At 56.2% G+C, this 18,965-nt stretch carries 20 protein-coding genes and 2 tRNA genes; 15 read left to right on the top strand and 7 right to left on the bottom strand.

What is annotated here, in order from left to right; translation table 11 throughout:
- The first annotated feature begins 39 nt into the window (after positions 1-39).
- The gene (locus tag BEN30_RS16490) at positions 40-1,065 is read left to right on the top strand and encodes an asparaginase (RefSeq protein WP_069959400.1); all 1,026 of its coding nucleotides are present in this window, start codon (positions 40-42) and stop codon (positions 1,063-1,065) included.
- Positions 1,066-1,073: 8 nt separating this feature from the next.
- Here BEN30_RS16490 and BEN30_RS16485 read toward each other — a convergent pair whose 3' ends face one another.
- Positions 1,074-1,661: an RNA methyltransferase gene (locus tag BEN30_RS16485; protein WP_069959399.1), complete on the bottom strand. Its 588-nt coding sequence runs from the start codon at positions 1,659-1,661 to the stop codon at positions 1,074-1,076.
- 217 nt (positions 1,662-1,878) lie between these two features.
- Here BEN30_RS16485 and BEN30_RS16480 point away from each other — a divergent pair, with 217 nt between their 5' ends.
- The 3 genes from BEN30_RS16480 to BEN30_RS16470 all read left to right on the top strand — a co-directional run bounded on the left by BEN30_RS16480 (position 1,879) and on the right by BEN30_RS16470 (position 3,792).
- On the top strand, positions 1,879-2,340 hold the full coding sequence (locus tag BEN30_RS16480) for a DsrE family protein (RefSeq protein ID WP_069959398.1): 462 nt from the start codon (positions 1,879-1,881) through the stop codon (positions 2,338-2,340).
- A gap of 192 nt (positions 2,341-2,532) precedes the next feature.
- On the top strand, positions 2,533-2,784 hold the full coding sequence (locus BEN30_RS16475) for a hypothetical protein (protein WP_084005658.1): 252 nt from the start codon (positions 2,533-2,535) through the stop codon (positions 2,782-2,784).
- 45 nt (positions 2,785-2,829) lie between these two features.
- The gene (locus tag BEN30_RS16470) at positions 2,830-3,792 is read left to right on the top strand and encodes a DMT family transporter (protein WP_069959397.1); all 963 of its coding nucleotides are present in this window, start codon (positions 2,830-2,832) and stop codon (positions 3,790-3,792) included.
- A gap of 2 nt (positions 3,793-3,794) precedes the next feature.
- On the opposite strand, the gene BEN30_RS16465 is transcribed toward BEN30_RS16470, so the two are convergent.
- The 3 genes from BEN30_RS16465 to BEN30_RS16455 all read right to left on the bottom strand — a co-directional run bounded on the left by BEN30_RS16465 (position 3,795) and on the right by BEN30_RS16455 (position 6,022).
- Positions 3,795-4,799 (bottom strand): flagellar motor protein MotB, encoded by a 1,005-nt coding sequence (locus BEN30_RS16465; RefSeq protein WP_069959396.1) that lies wholly within the window; start codon positions 4,797-4,799, stop codon positions 3,795-3,797.
- The gene (locus BEN30_RS16460) at positions 4,799-5,587 is read right to left on the bottom strand and encodes a MotA/TolQ/ExbB proton channel family protein (protein WP_069959395.1); all 789 of its coding nucleotides are present in this window, start codon (positions 5,585-5,587) and stop codon (positions 4,799-4,801) included. Before BEN30_RS16460 ends, BEN30_RS16465 begins: the two co-directional genes overlap by 1 nt.
- Positions 5,588-5,728: 141 nt before the next feature.
- Positions 5,729-6,022 carry a 4a-hydroxytetrahydrobiopterin dehydratase gene (locus BEN30_RS16455; RefSeq protein WP_069959394.1) on the bottom strand — a complete coding sequence of 98 codons (294 nt, stop codon included), beginning with the start codon at positions 6,020-6,022 and terminating at the stop codon, positions 5,729-5,731.
- Positions 6,023-6,105: 83 nt separating this feature from the next.
- Here BEN30_RS16455 and BEN30_RS16450 point away from each other — a divergent pair, with 83 nt between their 5' ends.
- The gene (locus BEN30_RS16450) at positions 6,106-6,555 is read left to right on the top strand and encodes a metallopeptidase family protein (RefSeq protein WP_069959393.1); all 450 of its coding nucleotides are present in this window, start codon (positions 6,106-6,108) and stop codon (positions 6,553-6,555) included.
- Between the two features lie 17 nt (positions 6,556-6,572).
- Positions 6,573-9,065 (top strand): Lon protease family protein, encoded by a 2,493-nt coding sequence (locus tag BEN30_RS16445; RefSeq protein WP_069959392.1) that lies wholly within the window; start codon positions 6,573-6,575, stop codon positions 9,063-9,065.
- A gap of 16 nt (positions 9,066-9,081) precedes the next feature.
- Here BEN30_RS16445 and BEN30_RS16440 read toward each other — a convergent pair whose 3' ends face one another.
- Complete coding sequence (locus tag BEN30_RS16440; protein ID WP_069959391.1) at positions 9,082-9,441, bottom strand: hypothetical protein; 360 nt, start codon at positions 9,439-9,441, stop codon at positions 9,082-9,084.
- Positions 9,442-9,773: 332 nt separating this feature from the next.
- Between BEN30_RS16440 and BEN30_RS16435 the strand changes: the two genes are divergently transcribed.
- Positions 9,774-11,021 carry a methyl-accepting chemotaxis protein gene (locus BEN30_RS16435; protein ID WP_069959390.1) on the top strand — a complete coding sequence of 416 codons (1,248 nt, stop codon included), beginning with the start codon at positions 9,774-9,776 and terminating at the stop codon, positions 11,019-11,021.
- 224 nt (positions 11,022-11,245) lie between these two features.
- Positions 11,246-12,379, top strand: a complete 1,134-nt coding sequence (locus tag BEN30_RS16430) for a phosphatase PAP2 family protein (RefSeq protein WP_069959389.1) — start codon at positions 11,246-11,248, stop codon at positions 12,377-12,379.
- Between the two features lie 49 nt (positions 12,380-12,428).
- Here BEN30_RS16430 and BEN30_RS16425 read toward each other — a convergent pair.
- A tRNA-Ala gene (locus tag BEN30_RS16425) sits at positions 12,429-12,504 on the bottom strand.
- Between the two features lie 200 nt (positions 12,505-12,704).
- Here BEN30_RS16425 and BEN30_RS16420 point away from each other — a divergent pair.
- The 6 genes from BEN30_RS16420 (at position 12,705) to lepA (ending at position 17,328) form a co-directional block, all read left to right on the top strand.
- Positions 12,705-13,004, top strand: a complete 300-nt coding sequence (locus tag BEN30_RS16420; protein WP_069959388.1) for a YggT family protein — start codon at positions 12,705-12,707, stop codon at positions 13,002-13,004.
- Positions 13,005-13,018: 14 nt separating this feature from the next.
- On the top strand, positions 13,019-13,354 hold the full coding sequence (locus tag BEN30_RS16415; protein WP_069959387.1) for a DUF167 domain-containing protein: 336 nt from the start codon (positions 13,019-13,021) through the stop codon (positions 13,352-13,354).
- A 13-nt stretch (positions 13,355-13,367) separates the two neighbouring features.
- Positions 13,368-14,267: a bifunctional methylenetetrahydrofolate dehydrogenase/methenyltetrahydrofolate cyclohydrolase FolD gene (folD, locus tag BEN30_RS16410; protein WP_069959386.1), complete on the top strand. Its 900-nt coding sequence runs from the start codon at positions 13,368-13,370 to the stop codon at positions 14,265-14,267.
- Between the two features lie 23 nt (positions 14,268-14,290).
- Positions 14,291-14,788: a GNAT family N-acetyltransferase gene (locus BEN30_RS16405; RefSeq protein ID WP_069959385.1), complete on the top strand. Its 498-nt coding sequence runs from the start codon at positions 14,291-14,293 to the stop codon at positions 14,786-14,788.
- A complete protein-coding gene (locus BEN30_RS16400; RefSeq protein ID WP_069959384.1) occupies positions 14,781-15,464 on the top strand; it encodes an NnrU family protein in 684 nt (227 codons plus the stop codon). Before BEN30_RS16405 ends, BEN30_RS16400 begins: the two co-directional genes overlap by 8 nt.
- A 61-nt stretch (positions 15,465-15,525) precedes the next feature.
- Positions 15,526-17,328: a translation elongation factor 4 gene (gene lepA, locus BEN30_RS16395; RefSeq protein ID WP_069959383.1), complete on the top strand. Its 1,803-nt coding sequence runs from the start codon at positions 15,526-15,528 to the stop codon at positions 17,326-17,328.
- A gap of 25 nt (positions 17,329-17,353) precedes the next feature.
- Here lepA and BEN30_RS16390 read toward each other — a convergent pair whose 3' ends face one another.
- Positions 17,354-17,938: a hypothetical protein gene (locus BEN30_RS16390; RefSeq protein WP_139135097.1), complete on the bottom strand. Its 585-nt coding sequence runs from the start codon at positions 17,936-17,938 to the stop codon at positions 17,354-17,356.
- Between the two features lie 157 nt (positions 17,939-18,095).
- Between BEN30_RS16390 and BEN30_RS16385 the strand changes: the two genes are divergently transcribed.
- Positions 18,096-18,185 (top strand) — tRNA-Ser (locus BEN30_RS16385).
- Positions 18,186-18,965: the final 780 nt, after the last annotated feature.

Raw genomic sequence — 18,965 nt, 5'->3', positions numbered from 1 at the left:
TAGCGCCTGTTTAAAGAGTTCTTGAGAGGATCGCCCGCCATGACATCTGCGAACCCGGTTTTGGTTGAAGTGATACGCGGTAAACAGGTCGAAAGCCGTCACCGGGGAGCCTGTGCCGTGGTGCGCGCCAACGGCGAAATCGTTCACGCGTGGGGCGATTTGGAGGCCTTGGTGTATCCGCGCTCGGCGCTCAAACCCATTCAGGCGTTGCCCTTGATCGACACCGGGGCGGCGGATTATTATTCCGTCACCCCCCAAGAAATCGCCTTGGCGTGTGCGTCTCACAGCAGCGAAGCTTTTCATGTGGACCAAGTGAGGGCGTGGCTGGCGCGGGTGGGGCTCGGCGTTGAGGACCTGGAATGTGGTCCCGGTGGTGAGGGAACGTGCGAAGCCCTGTCGCTGAATGTGACCAAATCCATGAGCCGCGCGGGCGAAGTTTTCACCCGCGCGCACAACAACTGTTCGGGCAAGCACACGGGCTTTTTGACCACGGCCCTGCACCTGAATGAGCCCACCAAGGGCTACATCGACGCTCACCACCCGGTGCAGTTGCGGGTTGCCGAGGCGGTTGAGGAATTGACGGGTGTGGCCTTGAACAGCGTGCCGTGCGGCACGGACGGCTGCGGCATTCCGGTCTATGCCATCCCCCTTCAAGCGTTGGCGCTGGGTATGGCGCGTATGGTTGGGGGAGAACTGGGCACGGCGCGCACGGCGGCGGCCCTGCACATCACATCGGCCATGGCGGCGCACCCCCGCTGCGTTGCCGGCACCGGACGGTTCGATACCCGGGTGATGAGCGCCTGCGACGGCACAGTTTTGACCAAAGGCGGTGCCGAAGGCGTGCACATCGCCATGCTGCCCGGTTTAGGTCTGGGCATCGCGCTCAAAATGGACGACGGCACCATCCGGGCCTCGGAACTGGCCATGGCCTGTGTGCTGGACGGATTGGGCCTTTTGCACGCTGCCGTGCGTCCGCAACTGCTCGATTTGATCGAACAGCCGATCAAATCGACCCTGGGCGAGCGAGTCGGGGAAATTCGTCGCGGCCCGGGGCTTGTCTTTTAAGATTAAACTTATGCGCTAAATCCGTGGGGATCGAAATCTTCACCAATTGGCGGATCTTTGCGGAATTTCTCCAGTCTCCGCAAAATAGGACCACCGTGTTGATGCTGTTCTAACGGGGTATGGGGCCCGCCTGCCCGTACGGGGCGTTCGGCAAAACGGCCCATGGACAGGGATCGGTCGTACAAAACCATTGCTGCGGCCACCGAAACGTTGATGCAAAAGCGGGTGGGGATTTTGACCACGAATTCGCATTTCTCAACCATCTCCGGCGACAGCGATCCGCGTTCCGGACCCAGCACATACGCGCACTGGCTGGGGTGGCGAAAGCTGCGAATGTCGATGGCGTCGTCGGTCAGTTCGACCCCGACCAGACGACAGTTATCGGGCAAAATCATTTCGTTAATATTGGGAAAGCCGTAAAACGGCAGGTGTTCAAGGGCTTTGGAGGTATCGGCCAGGACCCCCTTGGGGCGTTTGTATTGGGCCGCGACGGTGAAAACAAAGCCGGCGCCAAAGGCGTGGGCGGTGCGGAAAATGGCCCCCGCGTTCATGGATTTGCTGATGCGTTCGACGCCGACGCCAAAATAACCTCTCATGAATTCATCCCGTAGTGTTGTGCTGAAAAGGCAGGGTGGCCGGCCAAAATGGCGGAAAACAGCCTGAGAGGCAACCCCCGAGTGGCAAAAAGCGGGCTATTGAACAGCAATGATGTGGAAAATTAAAAGCTGTCGAAACTAAATTATAACAATGATAATGTTCTCCATAACGTACTCGTATAAGGGTATGGATTTTAAACCGATGGGGAGTTTTTCGATGTTTAAATCACTTGTTTTAGGGTTATGTGGTGCGTTTGCCCTTGTGTTGGGTACGGCCCTCACGCCCGCCAGCGCCGCAGATGGTTTTAAGCACCAGGTGGTCTTTCACGTGGATGAAAATGATGCCGCCAAAATGAACTTAACGCTCAACAACGCCGCCAACGTGGCGAAGTATTATGAAGGCAAAGGCGAAAAGGTTCAGATTGAGATTGTGACCTATGGACCGGGCCTGAATATGCTGCGCGCCGACACCTCGCCGGTGGCGGCGCGGATGGAAACATTCGGCTTGGAATATGAAAATGTGAGCTTTGCCGCGTGCGGCAATACCTTGGCCGGGATGACCAAAAAAGAAGGCAAAGAACCGCAACTTTTGAAATTGGACACCATTTCCGTCGTGCCGTCAGGTGTGGTGGAGCTGATTGAGCGCCAAGACCAGGGTTGGAAATACATCCGTCCATAAATGGAAACAGGCTGGGAACGGGCGTCTTTCGATGCGGAGGACGCCCGTTTTTTTACGCAAAGGCCTGAAGGTGCATGATTTGACTTTGCCCGGCGCAACGTTTAGGGCTACAGCAACACGGGGGCGGGTCTTCACACCTGGGGGGTCTAAAACCAACCCATGACAAAGAGCGATATACGCCAAAGGACGACCATGTTGAATTCCTGGATTGATAAATTGCCCGTTGGGCCGACCATATTTTTTGGCCTGCTGTACGTGATCATGCCGATTTTGCCGGAACCGCATTTGGTGCAAAAGGCCATGATGCTGATGAACGGACTTCACTTGGCGCCCATCGATTGGTTTGACATCGTCGCCCATTCCGGTGGCGGTCTGTTGGCATTTGTCGTTTATCGCCGCAGCCGCCAAGTTGGAAACACCGCCAAAAACGGCGACGTTTCTTAAAAAAGCTTCCGCCGCTCTCGCACCGAGATTTCACAGAGACATCTTATGTCACCCAAAGCGTTTCAAGCGCGCGTTCAGGCCCTTCCCGCCCCCGCCATCGGGGCGCTGTGGATGAGCGTGGCGGCATGCTTTTTGGGCACGTTAAGCTTGATGGTGCGGGAAATTTCAGGGGAACTGCATCCCTTTGAAATTGCCTTTTTCCGCAACTTCGGACAGTTGGCCTTTATGCTCCCGTGGTTGGCTTTTATGGGGGCCAAAGTCATCAAAACGCGCCGTTCCTGGGCGCATGTGCGACGCTCCTTGTTCGGCATTTGCGCCATGCTGACGTGGTTTTCGGTGGTGACGATGATGCCCATCGCCGAGGCCACCGCGATCAGCTTTTCCGCACCGTTGTTTACCACCATCGGTGCGGCGGTGTTTTTGCGCGAAGAGGTCGGTTATCGGCGTTGGCTTGCCACCGTATTCGGCTTCATGGGCGTTTTGTTGATTGTGCGTCCGGGATTTCACGTGGTGGGCACGCCGCAACTGTTGGCGTTGGCGGCGGCGGTGTTCATCGCCGGGTCTATGTTGTCGAACAAATCGTTGGCCAAAAGCGAAACCCCCAACGCCATGGTGGTGTGGATGGGGGTGTATATGAGCTTGTTTTCCCTGCCGCCCGCGCTGATGGTGTGGACATGGCCCAGTACGGGACATTTGTGGATTTGGCTGGTGGCGTTAGGCGCGGTCGCCACGTTGGCGCATTTGGCTTTGAATCGGGCGTTTCGCGCGGCAGACGCCTCGTTTGTCGCCCCGTTTGGATACTTGCAAATTCCTGTGGTGGCGGGCTTGGGGTTTGTCGCTTACAGCGAAGCGCCTGATCTGTGGACGTGGCTGGGAACAGCCGCCATCATCGCGTCGGGCATTTATACCGCGCGACGTGAAGCCAAACGCTCAAAGGCTGTCGCCGCACCGCCGGTGCCGGGCGTCACCAACGTTGCCATTGAAGGCATCGGCAAACCACGCGTTTAAGCTCAATCGCCCAATATGGACGGCGGCCGGTGCGTGACGGTTCCGTTGGTGTTGTAGAGGGGTTCGCCAATAGGGGCCGGCGTTGGCACAGACGGCGCATCCGTTTTTACAGCGCCATTGCCACCGGCCTCGGTCTTGAATTGAGCGTCCGCATTCGGCGTGCTTGGCACGGTGACGGTTGTGCTCGGGCCATCTGCAACGGACTGAATGGTGACTTCGACACGCCGGTTTTTGGCCCGGTTTTTGGCACTGTCATTGGGCACCAGGGGGCGGGAATCGGCGAATCCTTGCACCGTTATGCGGGCAGGTTTGATGTTGGTGTGGTCCAAAATATACTGCACGACGGAAATGGCGCGGCTGGACGACAAGCTCCAGTTGGAGTGAAAGCGATCCGTCGAAATGGGGATGTCGTCGGTGTGCCCGGAAACAATGATTTGGCCCTCGGAATTTTGCAGCACGGTGAGAAATTTCGACAAAATCGGTAAGAATTCGTCCTTCATGTCACTGCTGCCGGACGGGAACGAAACTTCATCGGGAAACCGCACCACGGTGACGTTGCCGGCGCGGATGATGTCCATCACGTCGCTGGCAATCTCGTTGGCCATCACGGTCTTCAAATCATTAAAGGTGCGCTTGGCTTTGTCGGCGGCCTTGTCGACTTCGGGCACGGCTTGAACGGGCTTGTCCTGGCCTTCTTCGACGTCGGTTTCGTCGGGGACGATTTCCTTTCTTGCGTCGGCTTCGGGGATGGGGATCGGCACCACGTATTTGTTGGCGGTGGCGGCGGCGCTGCCGTCTAGTTCAATGACGCCTGATTTTCGGTCCATGGACTGCAGGCCAAAAGCATCGTGCATGGCGCCGGCAATTTTCTTGAATTTATCGATTTCCATGACGGAAAAGGACAACAGCAACACAAAAAAGGTCAACAGCAGGCTCATCAGATCAGCAAACGTTACGATCCATGTCGGCGCGCCTTCGGCACATTTTTTGGGTGGGGGGGGCGGCATTATTCGGCGGCCTCATCAACGTCGTCTTCATCATCGCCACGACTACGTTGGTTTTCCGGTAAAAAGCCTTCCAAGATATCGGCCAAAATCATGGGGCTTTGGCGGGCATGGATTTGCGTGATGGCTTCCAAGATCAGCTCTTTGGTGAGGCGTTCTTCTTCGGTTTTGCTTTCCAGCTTGTCGGCAATGGGCAGGGCAATCAAATTTGCGATCACAGCGCCATACAGCGTGGTCAACAGCGCCACCGCCATGGCCGGGCCGATGGATTGCGGGTCGGACATATTGGCCAGCATCTGCACCAACCCCACCAAGGTGCCGATCATGCCGAATGCCGGGGCGGAATCGCCGATGGCTTTAAAGATGTGCGAGCCTTCGTCGTGGCGGTGAATGGACAGCTCCATATCGCGGATCAGGGCGTTGCGCACGACCTCCAAGGGGTGTCCGTCGACACACAACTTGATGCCGCGCTTGAAGAACACATTGCTGATCTCAACGCCTTCCAGCGCCAATATGCCATTTCTGCGGGCGATTTCGGCAAGTTCCAAGGACACTTCAATAAGGCCGCGCGGGTCCTGGCGGACATTTTTAAGCGCCGAAGACGCGCCGATCTTGAAGGCGGAAAATACGTTTTGCAGAGGAAATTTCACAAACGTCGCCGCCAGCGTGCCACCGACAACGATCAGCACACTGGGCAAATTGAGAAACAGGTCCAGGCTCGAACCCACCAAGATGGCGCCGAGAACAACCCCGATTCCAACCACCAAACCAATCAAAGTGGCAAAATCCATTATGTGCCCTCAAGCATATGTACGCCGCTGAGCCCGCCGCGTCCTATGCCCGTTAAACAGTCTTTTGTGCCCCATCTATAACTATCGGCCAACACGCCGGAAAGTTCAAGTCTGTCAATGAATTGCAAGGCAAAGTTGGCGCTACGCCTCAATGAGGGTATCCATCATTTGGGCCAAATCCAAATCGTTTTGCGTTAACCCGCCGCTGTCATGGGTGGTGAGGCGAACTTCAACCCGGTTATAGACATTGCGCCAATCGGGGTGGTGGTCATTGCATTCAGCCCAAAAGGCAACCCGGGTCATGAATGAAAACGCGGCTGGAAAGGTGTCAAACACAAAGCTTTTTTCAATCACTTTATGATTTGAAGAGATGCACCATCCAGAACGTCGAGCGAGCTGCTCCGTCACGGTGGCGAGATCGAGCAAAGGTTTCATCGGTGATCCTAAAAGTGAGTTAACCCCTTAAAATGCATATGGTATCTCTTGGCGGATCGATCAAGGCGCGTTAGGGTGGCGCTATGAACGGATCACATGCTCTTTCTCCATCTGTTGCACCGTCCCTTGATGAGTTCGCCATAAGGGCCGAGGCGGCTTATGCCACCTTGCCCGACGAGCTGGTGCACTGCGTTGAAGGGGTGATTATACGCGTCGACGACTTTCCGTCCGCCGAAATTGAAGATGAATTGGAGCTTGAAAGCCCCTTTGATCTATTGGGCCTCTACCAAGGCGTGGCGATGGGGGACAAAAGTCTCAGCGACACGCCCAGCGATGTGGATATGATTTTTTTGTATCGTCGGCCCATACTGGATTACTGGTGCGAAAGCGGAGAAGATTTGCAAACCTTGATCGCGCACGTCTTGATCCATGAAATCGGCCATCATTTTGGTCTGAGTGACGACGATATGGAGCGCATTGAAAACACCATAGACACGTCAAACCCTGAAGACGCGTCCATAAAACACACGTAGCTTTGAAAGAACCAAAGATGAGCCAAACCGTCGTGAGTCCGTTGAAGCCCTCAGCCCTGTATACGTCTTGCGCCAAAACGGAGCTGGATTTTAAGACCACCAAAACGCTGAAACCTTTGGATGGCGTGATCGGTCAGGCGCGCGCGGTCGAGGCTATTCGGTTTGCCATCGGCATGCGTCACGAAGGCTATAACCTGTTTGCGTTTGGCCCGGAAGGGACCGGAAAATCCAGCACCGTGATGCGCTTTTTGCACACACAAGCCGAAACCCAAGCGGTGCCGGATGACTGGTGCTATGTGAACAATTTCGAAGACCCGCAAAAGCCCCGCGCGTTGGCGTTGGCGGCGGGTAAAGCGTGTCCGTTGCGCGACGACATGGCGCGCTTGGTCGATGAATTGAAAGGCGCACTGCCAGCCGCATTTGAAGGCGAAGAATACGCCCAGCGCAAAGAAGCGTTGGAGACGGAACTCAAGACCCGCCACGAAAATGCGTTTGTGAAATTGCAAGAACGCGCCGATGCCAGCGGCATCGCGTTGGTGCGCACCCCCATGGGATTGGGCTTGGCTCCGGTCGAAAAGGGCGAGGTGCTGACCCCCCAGGCGTTCGAAGCCTTGCCCGCCAAAGAGCAGAAAAAACGTCAAGAGGCCCTGGCCCAATTGCAAATCCAACTGGAAGGCATTTTGGCGCAAATCCCCAAATGGGAAAAAGATCACCGCGATAAGGTGCGCGCCTTGAACCGCGACGTCACCAAACGCGCCGTCGGACACTTGATCGAAGCGCTGGAACAGCAATGGCAGGACACCGCCAATGTCTTGACCTATTTGGAAGAAGTCCGCGAAGACGTGATCGAGCATGCCGCCGATTTTCTGCCGTCCACGGATGGGCCGGAGATGCAAGTGGGCCTGACCGCCCATCATCGTCCCGGCAGCACCGGAAATTCGTTTCGTCGCTATCAAGTCAATGTGTTGGTCGACAACGCCGGGTGTTGTGCAGCAAACCCCGGTCCCAGCGGCGCCCCGGTGGTGGAAGACGATCATCCAACCCAGCCCAATTTGGTGGGCCGGGTTGAACATCTGAGCCAGATGGGCACCTTGGTGACGGACTTCAATTTGATCAAAGCGGGATCGTTGCACCGCGCCAACGGGGGCTATTTGGTGGTCGATGCGCGCCGCGTGCTGATGCAGCCGAACGCCTGGGAAACCTTGAAGCGCGCCCTTCGTGCGGGGCGGGTGAACATTGAAAGTCCTGCCGAATCGCTGGGTTGGGCGAGCACCGTATCATTGGAACCGGAACCCATTCCGCTCAACGTGAAGGTGGTCATGTTGGGTGAACCGATGCTGTATTATTTGCTGTCCATGCACGATCCGGACTTTAAGGAGCTGTTTAAAGTCGCCGCCGATTTTGCCAATTCCATGGATCGTGATGCTTCCAGCGTCATGGATTTGGCCCGCTTGATGGCCGCGCAAGTCAATACTGAAGGCCTGCGTCATTTGGACCGGGGTGGCGTGGCGCGGGTCATCGAACAAGCGGCGCGGTTGTCGGAAGACGCGGAAAAGCTCACCACCCACATGGGCTCCATCGTCGATTTGGTGCGCGAAGCCGATTATTGGGCCGGGGTTGAAAACAAAAAGGTGATCGCCGCCCGTCACGTTCAAGAGGCCATCGACGCCAAAATTTACCGTTCCGACAGATATCGGGAATTGCTCCAAGAAGAAATCCGCCGCGGCACTTATGTGATCGAAACCAAAGGCAAAAAAGTGGGCCAGATCAATGGCCTGTCGGTGTTGCAGCTGGACAGCTTTTCCTTCGGCAGGCCCTCGCGCATTACGGTGAACGTCAGCATCGGCAAAGGCGAATTGGTGGACATCGAACGTCAAGTCGAATTGGGCGGGCCGCTGCATTCCAAGGGCGTGATGATTTTGGAAAGTTTCTTGAACGCACGCTTTGGCCAAGACGGCCCCATGGCGCTGAGTGCGCGCATCGTGTTCGAACAGTCTTACGGCGGCATCGAAGGCGACAGCGCGTCTTCGACCGAGCTTTACGCCCTGTTGTCGGCGATCGCCAATATACCGCTCAAGCAATCCATCGCGGTCACCGGATCGGTCGATCAAACCGGCCGGGTGCAAGCCATCGGCGGCGTCAACGACAAGATCGAAGGCTTTTTTGACGTCTGCACGCAGCGCGGCCTGACGGGTGAGCACGGGGTCATCATTCCGGCCGCCAACGTCAAACATTTGATGCTCCGCCACGATGTCGTGGACGCCGTCAAAGCGGGCCTGTTTTCCATTTGGGCGGTTCACACCATTGATGAAGGCATTGAAATTCTGACCGGACTGAAAGCCGGCGAGCAAGGGGCCAACGGACACTATCCGTTGGGCAGTGTGAATTACGAAGTGGCGCGCACCTTGCGCCAATTTGCGGCAAAAGTGCGGGCTTTCGGCGAAGGTCGGGCACAACCGCCAGCCCCGGCGCAAATCAATTTGAAAGTTACACCCGGCGAGGACCATTAAAATTTAAGCGCTGGCATCATTTTGCCATCAACGTGCGCAAGAAATCAAAAATGTCCGGGTTCTTGTCGAGGATTTGAACCAACTGGGTGATCTCGCCGATGAGGGTTTGCGCATCGCTTGGATGTGTGGATGCGTCTGTGGCCGGTGCGGGGCTTGGCGGGGCATCCGCTGTTGCGCCCGCTGTGGTGTTCGCCACCACGTCTGCTGGGGTGTCCGTTGGTGCGGCGGGAGAAGTTTGATCGGCAGTTTGATCGTCCATAGGGCTTGGCTCCTGGGTGAGAGGCCCGGGGGTGTGAAGGCTGGGCGCTAAGGGGGAGCCATTGTCGATGGCTTTCAGCAGCAGTTCTGCCATCAACAGGGCGTGCGCCAAACTCATGGGGGCCTCAGGGTTTTGGTGTCTAAATGTGCTTCAGCCTGCAAAACGGAGGCTCAAGGGATAGACGCGGCGATGTGTGGTTTGTGAGCAAAAGACTTCGCTTAATGGCAAAATTAATTTATAGAAGTTGAATACAAGGCCTAATCTGGACCTTTAGAATATTTCTAGCATCACAATGCCGAAATGCCGGGGGGGTATTCGTCTCTATTTTGAGTGTGTGGGTTTACCATTTTTGGCGTGGTGCTATGATAGACTGCACGTGGGCGCGACAGGTGCCGTGACATATTTTAGATCGGCGCAAATTGACGAGACGCATTGGGGACTTCACCTTTATGAGCATACGCAATGAATTTACCAAGCTGGCCACCTCAATGGTCGGGCTGGGGCTTTTGGTCGGCTTGGCGTTCCCTCCGTTTATGGTGCTTTTGGGCGTCTCAAAAGACGTGGCGATGCAGGTTCAAGTGTTTGTGTCTTCCTTGGGCGCAGGGGCGCTGTTGGGCACGCTCAACTTCTTGTTGGCACGCTGGCAAATCAGTCGCCGTCTCAACGTCTTGAATGCGGCTTTGCAAGATTTGGCCGAAGAGCGGGTTTTTGTCGACGTTCCGTGTGGGCAAAACACCGACGTGTTTGGCGCGATGGCGCGGGCCTTGATGGCGTTGCGCGATCTCATTGAGAAAAAACGCGCCTTTGAAGAAAACCAAAGTTCAGTCGCACGTCGCCTTGCAGAGGGCAAAACGGCAGAGCGCGAAGCGCTGGCCAAAGATTTCGACGTCGGTGTGAAGGGGGCCATGGCCGGGGCGCAAAAAGATACCCGCTCGCTGCAAGACGCCGCCCGCGCCATGGGCGAAAGTGCGGAATCAAGTTTTGCTCAGGCCCATTCGGCTATTGAATTGACCGACGCGGCGGCGCAAGGCGTGGCGGCGGTGGCGCAATCTGCGGAAACCATGGCCAACACGGTGCGCGAATTGAGCGCACGCATGCGCCGCTCCAACGAAATGGCACAAGAGGCCGTTGAACGGGTCAGCCAAGCGGATGCCCTGGTGGATGAGCTAAGCGAAGCCACCGAGCGCATTGAAAATGTCGCCGAGCTGATCATCGACATTGCCGACAAAACCAACATGCTGGCGTTGAACGCGACCATCGAATCGGCGCGCGCCGGGGATGCGGGAAAAGGCTTTGCGGTGGTGGCCGGCGAAGTTAAAAACCTCGCCAATCAAACCGCCAAAGCCACAGATGAAATCACCGCGCACATCAATTCCATTCGCGGCGCCAGTGAACGCGCCCGCGCGGCCATGGAATCGGTCAGCGGCGCTATCCAAGAAATCAACACCATCGCCAGCGAAGTGACCCGTGCGGCGGAGGAGCAAAACGACACCATCGCGGAAATTTCCGTCAACGCGCGCGGCACCGCCGACGCCACCGGGCAATCGTTGAGCTTTATCCGCGAGGTCGGCGACGCCATCGAAAAAACCGGCTTCGCCGCCCACGAAATGCTCGCCACCGTCGACGACCTGGCCCGCCAAATGGGCACCCTGGCCGAAAAGGCCGACACCTTCGTCGAAAACGTCCGCAAGGGCTGAGTGAGCCGCAGCGTATTCCCAAATTCAAATCCAACCTCAAGGGCCGCTTGATTGAGACGGCGTTTTACAAGGTTTTGTGGTTGTGAGCGTGTCGGTCAAGTCGCCGACTGCAGAAGGAGGTTTTCCTTCACGGATGCAGCTTTATGCTGCAAGCTGGCTCGATTGACTCGTCCACCCCTTAAGGCAGCTCACGGGTGACGGATGGGTTTTGAGTGGAGGGGACAGTGCAAGAGCGTATCGAAGGGCGATCTGTAGGTCTAAATTATTTGCTTCGGGCAGCGCGCCCGATTGTTGATGCGGTCAAGGAGTTTAAGCTGCTCATACCCTTAATCGTGGCTTATGTTTTGGCGGTCGAAGTGATCATGATGGTGTTGACGAACCGCACATCAGGGCTGCTCAGCGGTTACGGTAACATTGCCAATATTTGGCACGGCCATCTGTTGCCTTATTTGATCCATCGGGTTGGACCGTTTGTGATTGTGTCGGCCATGGTTGGGGCCGTATGGATCTTGTTTTCCCATTTTTATCGCCCGCTGCCACGTGTATCCTTATCGCATCGGATTATAAAAACGCTGAAATTTGCAACGGCCCCCGAACGGTTGGTGCGGCTGTGCATTTTTATCATGATCTTCATGCCGTTTATGACCTCGTTTTCATCCTTCAAGGCCGCCATTCCGGATTTGGCTGTGAGGGAATGGGACTTCACGTTTGCAGAGATTGATCGAACGCTTCATGGCCAGACAGATCCATGGCACGTGACTTGGGCGCTGTTCGGCTCCCCATCGGGCACGGTTTTTTTAGACCAAGTGTACAGCAGTTGGTTTTTGGTCGTGTTCACGGCACCCTTTGCCTGTTTGTATTTTGACAACAACGCCAGCCGCCGGGTCCGGTTTATAACCGCTCACGCGTTACTGTGGATGGTTTTGGGTTCGGCTATGGCATGGGCATTTTTTTCGGTCGGCCCGTGCTATTTGGAGCCGATCTATGGCGTAGATGCAGGCTTTGCGCCGTTGATGGACAAACTGTACGCCATAAACGAAACGTCCCCTTTGACCGCCATCGTGCTTCAAGAAACCCTGTTGGATGCCTATCAAGGGGGGGTTGGGAAATACGAAGGCTTGTCGGCAATGCCGTCACTGCATGTTGCCCAGGCGGTGTTGGTGGCGTGTCTGGCGCAAAGCTATGGGCGGATAGCCGGGGCGCTGGCCTGGGGATACGCCACGCTTATTCTCATCGGCTCCATCCATTTGGGCTGGCATTATGCAATTGATGGTTATGTGTCTGTGGTGATGACGATGGCCATATGGTGGATGCTGGGGGGCTGGCAAAGGCAAGTCCAGGTCCCCAACGCGGCGTAAACCCGGGCCACGTCAATACCGAACGCCTTGAACGTCAACACTGAAGAAATGGTGGAGCCGATCGGGATCGAACCGACGACCTCGTCATTGCGAACGACGCGCTCTCCCAACTGAGCTACGGCCCCATACAGGCGTCTTTGCGGCGCCGTGTAGTGTGTCATAGCAAAGTCGCAGCCAGGTTTCAATTGGGCGTGTGAGGGCAATACACTTTATTTAAAACTGTATCTCCTCGCCTGATCCCGGGGCCGTCGCGCACCCCCCTTGCGCCGAGCGCCTCGGGGGCATAAGTTTGGGGAAATTAGACAAACGGATCGGTGGATTTTTTATGGACGTGGTGCTTATTCCTTTCATCCAAGTGGTGAATATCGTTTTGGATCTATATGTGTGGGTGGTTGTTGCCGGCGTGGTGCTGAGTTGGCTGACCGCGTTCAACGTGGTCAACACCAGCAACAAAGCCGTCTATATGATCAGCGACTTTATTTATCGCATCACCGAGCCGGTGTTGCGCCCGATTCGCAATATTTTGCCCGATTTCGGCACGGTGGATCTGTCGCCCATCGCTTTGATTTTGATCATTATGTTTACGCAGAGCTTCCTCAACCAGCTGGTTATGCGCCTGATTTAAGGGGAGGCGGTCTGATGGGGGGCGCGGTGTCATTCGCCCAAATCACTCCGGAAGGCCTGCGCCTGCGCATTCGCTTGACGCCGTCCGGGCGTCGCGATGGCTTTGACGGCGTGATGCTGGATGCGGACGACAATGGCGTCTTGAAGGCCAGCGTCACCAAGGCCCCCGAAGACGGCAAGGCCAATCAGGCCCTGATCAAGATGCTGGCCAAGGAATGGAAGGTTGCGAAGTCTTTGCTCGATGTGATCCAAGGCCAAACCAACCGCAACAAAGTGGTGCTGATCCGCGGAGACGCAGACGCGCTGAACAAACAGATCGGCGATTGGGCGCACAGCCAAGACTTCGCCTAAACGGAGACGATTTATGACCGACGCCCAACTGATTGATGGCAAAGCCTTCGCCGCAAAACTGCGTGAACGCGTGAGCGCTGAAGTTGCCAAGCTGAAAGCCCGGCACGGCGTCACCCCCGGCTTGGCGGTGGTGTTGGTCGGCGAAGATCCGGCGTCGCAAGTTTATGTGCGCAACAAAGGCGAACAGACCGTCGAATGCGGCATGAATTCGTTTGAACACAAACTGCCCGCCGACACCCCGGAAGCGGATGTTTTGGCGCTGGTGGAACGGCTCAACGGCGACGACAGCGTGCACGGCATCTTGGTGCAACTGCCCCTGCCCAGCCACATCAGCGAGCCCAAAGTCATCAACACCATCAACCCGGCCAAAGACGTGGACGGCTTTCACGTCATCAATTCAGGCCTGCTTGCCACCGGACAGCAAGCTATGGTCCCGTGCACGCCGAGCGGCTGCATGATGTTGATCCACGATGTTTTGGGCGCGGATTTGAGCGGCAAGCGGGCCTTGGTGGTGGGGCGCTCCAACATCGTCGGCAAGCCCATGGCGCAATTGTTGTTGGACGCCAACTGCACCGTCACGATCGCGCATTCGCGCACCAAAGACCTGCCCGAAGAATGCCGCCGCGCCGACATTTTGGTGGCCGCCGTGGGGCGTTCGGAAATGATCAAGGGCGATTGGATTAAACCCGGCGCGTGCGTCATCGACGTGGGCATGAACCGGGTTCCGGCCCCGGAACGCGGCGAAGGCAAAATGCGCCTGACCGGCGACGTGGATTTTGCCTCGGCCAAGTCTGTGGCCGGGTCCATCACCCCGGTGCCCGGCGGCGTCGGCCCCATGACAATCGCGGTGCTGCTGACCAGCGCCGTCATCGCGTGCTGTCGCATTTTGGGTTTGGACGAACCGGACCTTTAGGCCACATTGGACGGGGCGCGCTTATGGACGTCATGGGCTATATTCCGGTGTTTTCGGGCGGCGTCGTCGATTTGATCGTGTCTATTCAGCGCGCAGAATTTGCCATCGACATCACCTTGGAAGACCAGCCCGACTTGCAAGACATTCCCGGCTTTTATCAAAACGGTACGGGTAATTTTTGGGTGGCGTTGGACGGCGGCCGCGTGGTCGGCACCATCGCGCTCAAAGACATTGGCAACAACCAAGCGGCCCTGCGCAAAATGTTCGTCGCCCAGAGCCACCGGGGCCAAGGAATCGGTGTGGCCAAAGAATTGCTTGAAACCCTGCTCGGCCATGCGCGTATGGCGGGGCTTCGTGAAATTTTTCTCGGCACCACCGACGCGTTCAAAGCCGCCCACCGCTTTTATGAAAAGCACGGTTTTGAAGCTCTGGAGGGCAACGACTTGCCGTCAAGCTTCCCCCGCATGGCCGTGGACACACGCTTTTACCGCTTGCCGATAAGGGGCCAACGTCATGAGTGAATTGCTAACCGCGTTGGCGGTGTTCATCGTCTTTCACGCCGTACCCGCCATCGGCCCGGTGCGCCGCACGTTGGTGGCGAAGCTGGGCATGGAAGTCTATATAGTCGGCTATTCAGTTCTGTCGATCCTGGTTCTCACCTGGGTGGCGATGGCTTATGCCCACGCCGATACAGACATCGTCTGGCCGCAATGGCCGTGGACGCGGTGGGTGCCGCTGCTCACCATGCCGTGGGTGTGTTTGTTTTTGGTCGCCACATTTTCAGAACCCAACCCCCTGTCGGTGGGGGTGAAGGCCAAGCAATTCGATTCCGCCCATCCCGGCACCGTGTCCATCACCCGCCACCCGTTGATTTGGGCGTTGCTGCTGTGGTCGGGCGCGCATCTGTTTCCAAATGGCGACACCGCGTCGATCTTGCTGTTTGGCCTGTTCGCCACCTTGGCTCTGATGGGGCCCATAAGCTTAGATATCAAAAAGCGTCATGAGCTGGGCGAAGACGAATGGCAGCGTCTCAGCGCCGCCACCTCCACGATCCCCTTTTGGGCCATCCTCAGCGGCAAAACTCGGCTCGACCTAAAAGGCATCGGCCTCCCCCGCATCGCCATCGCCCTGGCGATCTACGCCACCCTCCTAGGCCTCCACCCCTGGCTCATCGGCGTTAGCCCGTTGCCGTTGTAAAGCACCAAAACGCGAATTCCCCATCTTCTCAAGTCCGCTCAACGGTGCTACAAGCCCCGCCATGACTGATTTAACTCACATTCGGAACTTTTCCATCATCGCGCACATCGACCATGGCAAGTCGACGTTGGCGGATCGTTTGATTCAGCAATGCGGTGGGCTGGAAGCGCGGGAAATGACGGAGCAAGTGCTCGACAGCATGGACATTGAGCGCGAGCGCGGCATCACCATCAAGGCCCAGGCCGTGCGCTTGAAGTACACGGCGCTTAACGGCCAAGAGTATCAGCTGAATTTGATGGATACACCGGGTCACGTGGATTTTGCCTATGAAGTGTCGCGTTCCCTGGCCGCGTGCGAAGGCGCATTGCTGGTGGTGGACGCGTCCCAGGGCGTAGAAGCGCAGACCTTGGCCAACGTCTACATGGCCATGGACAACGATCTGGAAATCGTCCCGGTTCTGAACAAAATCGATCTGCCCGCCGCAGAACCCGAACGGGTGCGCGCGCAAATTGAAGATGTGATTGGTTTGGATGCGTCCGACGCGGTTTTGACCTCGGCCAAATCGGGCATTGGCATTACTGAGACCTTGGAAGCCATCGTGCATCGCTTGCCCGCCCCGGTTGGCGAGCGCAATGCGCCCTTAAAAGCGTTGCTGGTGGACAGTTGGTACGATTCGTACCTGGGTGTGATGATTTTGATCCGCGTGGTTGATGGCACCATCAAAAAAGGCCAGAAAATCCGCATGATGTCGTCGGGTTCCACCCATCAAGTTGATCAGGTCGGTATTTTTACCCCCAAAATCACCCGCTTGGCGGAACTGGGTCCCGGCGAAATGGGCTTTTTCACGGCGTCCATCAAAACCGTTGCCGACACCAACGTGGGCGACACGGTGACCGACGACCGCTTGCCCACCGCAAAAGCGCTGCCCGGTTTTAAGCCCAGCGTTCCGGTGGTGTTTTGCTCGCTGTTTCCGCTCGATGCGGCAGACTACAACGATTTGCGCGATTCCATGGGCAAGCTGCGCTTGAATGACGCCAGCTTTGAATTTGTCCCGGAAACATCCATCGCGTTGGGCCAAGGTTTTCGCTGCGGGTTCTTGGGCTTGCTGCATCTGGAAATCATCCAAGAGCGTCTGGAACGCGAATTCGATCTGGACTTGATCACGACGGCCCCCAGCGTGGCTTACAAGATCCACATGATGGGCGGCACGGTCATCGACCTGCACAATCCCGCCGACATGCCCGAACCCACGCAAATCACCTCCATTGAAGAGCCGTGGATTAAGGCCACCATCTTGGTGCCCGATGAATATTTGGGCTCCGTTTTGACGCTGTGCACGGAACGGCGCGGCGAACAGGTGGAACTCACCTATGTGGGCAACCGTGCCATGGCGGTGTATCGCTTGCCGCTGAACGAAGTGGTGTTCGATTTTTACGACCGCTTGAAATCCATTTCGCGCGGCTACGCCAGCTTCGATTATGAAATGGCGGGTTACGCGGCCAACGACTTGGTGAAGATCCAGATTTTGGTCAACGCCGAACCGGTGGATGCGTTGGCGTTTATTGCGCACCGCAGCCAAGCGGAAAATCGCGGCCGTCAGGTGTGTGAGCGCTTGAAAGACCTGATCCCGCGCCAGTTGTTCAAAATTCCCATCCAGGCGGCCATCGGCGGCAAAGTGGTGGCGCGTGAAACCATCGCCGCCATGCGCAAGGACGTCACCGCCAAATGTTACGGCGGCGACATTTCGCGCAAGCGCAAATTGCTCGACAAACAAAAGAAGGGCAAAAAGAAGATGCGCCAGTTCGGTAAGGTGGAAATCCCCCAAAGCGCGTTCATCAATGCGTTGAAAATGAGCGACGACTAAGCTTCAGCAAGGCTGTTTGCACCGTTTAATTCGGTTCCGAATCAGGCTCGGAGTCTTTTGCGGGTTGTTTGGGATTGGGGCCCAGCAAATAATCGCGCTCGGGCAGCAATTGGGCCTCGATGTCCTCATCGGCGAAGTGGGCCTCGGCGGGGATGGTGTCCAGCGGATTGCTGGGATAACTGTCGTCTTGGGTCAGCGTATAGCCGTCTTTGTGCGCCGCGCGGGCCAGTTCATCGAACAAAAACAGGGAGTCTTCGTGCGCTTGGGCCAAGGCCTTGGTGGTGAGGGGATCGGGCTCGTCTTCGCGCGGTCTGCGAAACGTCATGCTGAGCAAGATGCCGGGCACGCCAAACAGCAGCCACCCCGGTAAGTGTAGCAAAGGCTGGACAAATGGCCACACGGCGCTGTTGGTCAGGGCGTACAGGCTGCGCGGGGCCACGGTTTTCCATACATAGAGGGTCGAAACCAACAACCCCTCGCCCTCGCCGGAGGGGGCGCCTGAGGCCGCATCTTGGCCAGCGTCGATCATGCGCACGGCCAATTCCGCGCTGGTGGTCAAGAACGCCAGCGCCAAACAGGCCATGCCAATAAGATATAAAAAGCGTTTCATATCCCTATCTTACGAGAACCGCTTCGGGCGGTCATTGACAAAGCTCACAGGTGTCAAAAAAAACGATCTAAAACGCGCTAAAAAAAAGCTTTTCGATTTTATGCGGGTAGCGCTTGTAATTCCCCCTCCGGTTCGCTAGTTTGCGCGCGATGATTAAGGAGAGGTGGCCGAGTGGCTTAAGGCGCACGCTTGGAAAGCGTGTGTGCGTTAACCCGTACCGCGGGTTCGAATCCCGCCCTCTCCGCCATAATCAATGAATAACCCATTGGAAACATTATGTTTTCGGTGGGTTATTTGTTTGTGGGGTACAAAATGGGGTGCAAACCAAACCTAAGCCTTACGGCTTGTAGCCCCTTAATTACATTGCAATTCAGCATTTAACCTACCCTGCTCCAGGGTGCATGCAGTAGTACCGACTGAGGGAGTAACTGAGGGCTAAGTAAGCTAATAACGCGCAGCGCAGCGGAGTGTTATTAGCGTTAGCCCGAAGGAGCGAGTGAGGGAGAGTGCTACAGGCATGCGACCGGAATAAACACCATTTAATCCATACCTCCCCTCTAAAACCAATAAAACCGAATAAACCTTATAGTTCTGCGGTTTTCTTGGTTTTATTGGTTATTCAGTATTCTGTGCAGGGCCAAAATGAACAATGCATCTCGTCATGTCGTCGGCTAGTTGCCTGTCATGTTGACAGACATCTTTTGATTGTGCTTACCTCTGATTCTAACTAAGGCGGCTGGGGGATGTGATTGTGTTCACGCGTGAGCAGTTCGAAGAATTGCGGCAATCTCTGTTGCAGGACATTCGGGACCACTGTGCCACATGCACAGAACCTAAAAAGGAAGAACATGAGCTGGATTTATACGATCCACAAAACTGCCCATGTTCTTGTGAGTTTGTGGCCTCAATCTTAGATGCCATATATTCACGTTAATTTTTCATCATTGGTAAATACAAGTAATGAGCCATAAGCAGACCTTTTTATAGGGCTGAAACAACGTTAGCCAAACACCCCAATGTAGACGTC

Source organism: Magnetovibrio blakemorei (assembly GCF_001746755.1).
Classification (GTDB): Bacteria; Pseudomonadota; Alphaproteobacteria; order Rhodospirillales; family Magnetovibrionaceae; genus Magnetovibrio; species Magnetovibrio blakemorei.
This window is presented reverse-complemented; position numbering and strand designations above follow the sequence as displayed.

What these genes read in the sequence shown, in the direction of transcription:
- BEN30_RS16490 (WP_069959400.1), top strand. Translation starts at nt 40, where the DNA reads ATGACATCTGCGAACCCGGTTTTGGTTGAAGTGATACGCGGTAAACAG.
- BEN30_RS16485 (WP_069959399.1), bottom strand. Translation starts at nt 1,661, where the DNA reads ATGAGAGGTTATTTTGGCGTCGGCGTCGAACGCATCAGCAAATCCATG.
- BEN30_RS16480 (WP_069959398.1), top strand. Translation starts at nt 1,879, where the DNA reads ATGTTTAAATCACTTGTTTTAGGGTTATGTGGTGCGTTTGCCCTTGTG.
- BEN30_RS16475 (WP_084005658.1), top strand. Translation starts at nt 2,533, where the DNA reads ATGTTGAATTCCTGGATTGATAAATTGCCCGTTGGGCCGACCATATTT.
- BEN30_RS16470 (WP_069959397.1), top strand. Translation starts at nt 2,830, where the DNA reads ATGTCACCCAAAGCGTTTCAAGCGCGCGTTCAGGCCCTTCCCGCCCCC.
- BEN30_RS16465 (WP_069959396.1), bottom strand. Translation starts at nt 4,799, where the DNA reads ATGCCGCCCCCCCCACCCAAAAAATGTGCCGAAGGCGCGCCGACATGG.
- BEN30_RS16460 (WP_069959395.1), bottom strand. Translation starts at nt 5,587, where the DNA reads ATGGATTTTGCCACTTTGATTGGTTTGGTGGTTGGAATCGGGGTTGTT.
- BEN30_RS16455 (WP_069959394.1), bottom strand. Translation starts at nt 6,022, where the DNA reads ATGAAACCTTTGCTCGATCTCGCCACCGTGACGGAGCAGCTCGCTCGA.
- BEN30_RS16450 (WP_069959393.1), top strand. Translation starts at nt 6,106, where the DNA reads ATGAACGGATCACATGCTCTTTCTCCATCTGTTGCACCGTCCCTTGAT.
- BEN30_RS16445 (WP_069959392.1), top strand. Translation starts at nt 6,573, where the DNA reads ATGAGCCAAACCGTCGTGAGTCCGTTGAAGCCCTCAGCCCTGTATACG.
- BEN30_RS16440 (WP_069959391.1), bottom strand. Translation starts at nt 9,441, where the DNA reads ATGAGTTTGGCGCACGCCCTGTTGATGGCAGAACTGCTGCTGAAAGCC.
- BEN30_RS16435 (WP_069959390.1), top strand. Translation starts at nt 9,774, where the DNA reads ATGAGCATACGCAATGAATTTACCAAGCTGGCCACCTCAATGGTCGGG.
- BEN30_RS16420 (WP_069959388.1), top strand. Translation starts at nt 12,705, where the DNA reads ATGGACGTGGTGCTTATTCCTTTCATCCAAGTGGTGAATATCGTTTTG.
- BEN30_RS16415 (WP_069959387.1), top strand. Translation starts at nt 13,019, where the DNA reads ATGGGGGGCGCGGTGTCATTCGCCCAAATCACTCCGGAAGGCCTGCGC.
- folD (WP_069959386.1), top strand. Translation starts at nt 13,368, where the DNA reads ATGACCGACGCCCAACTGATTGATGGCAAAGCCTTCGCCGCAAAACTG.
- BEN30_RS16405 (WP_069959385.1), top strand. Translation starts at nt 14,291, where the DNA reads ATGGACGTCATGGGCTATATTCCGGTGTTTTCGGGCGGCGTCGTCGAT.
- BEN30_RS16400 (WP_069959384.1), top strand. Translation starts at nt 14,781, where the DNA reads ATGAGTGAATTGCTAACCGCGTTGGCGGTGTTCATCGTCTTTCACGCC.
- lepA (WP_069959383.1), top strand. Translation starts at nt 15,526, where the DNA reads ATGACTGATTTAACTCACATTCGGAACTTTTCCATCATCGCGCACATC.
- BEN30_RS16390 (WP_139135097.1), bottom strand. Translation starts at nt 17,938, where the DNA reads ATGAAACGCTTTTTATATCTTATTGGCATGGCCTGTTTGGCGCTGGCG.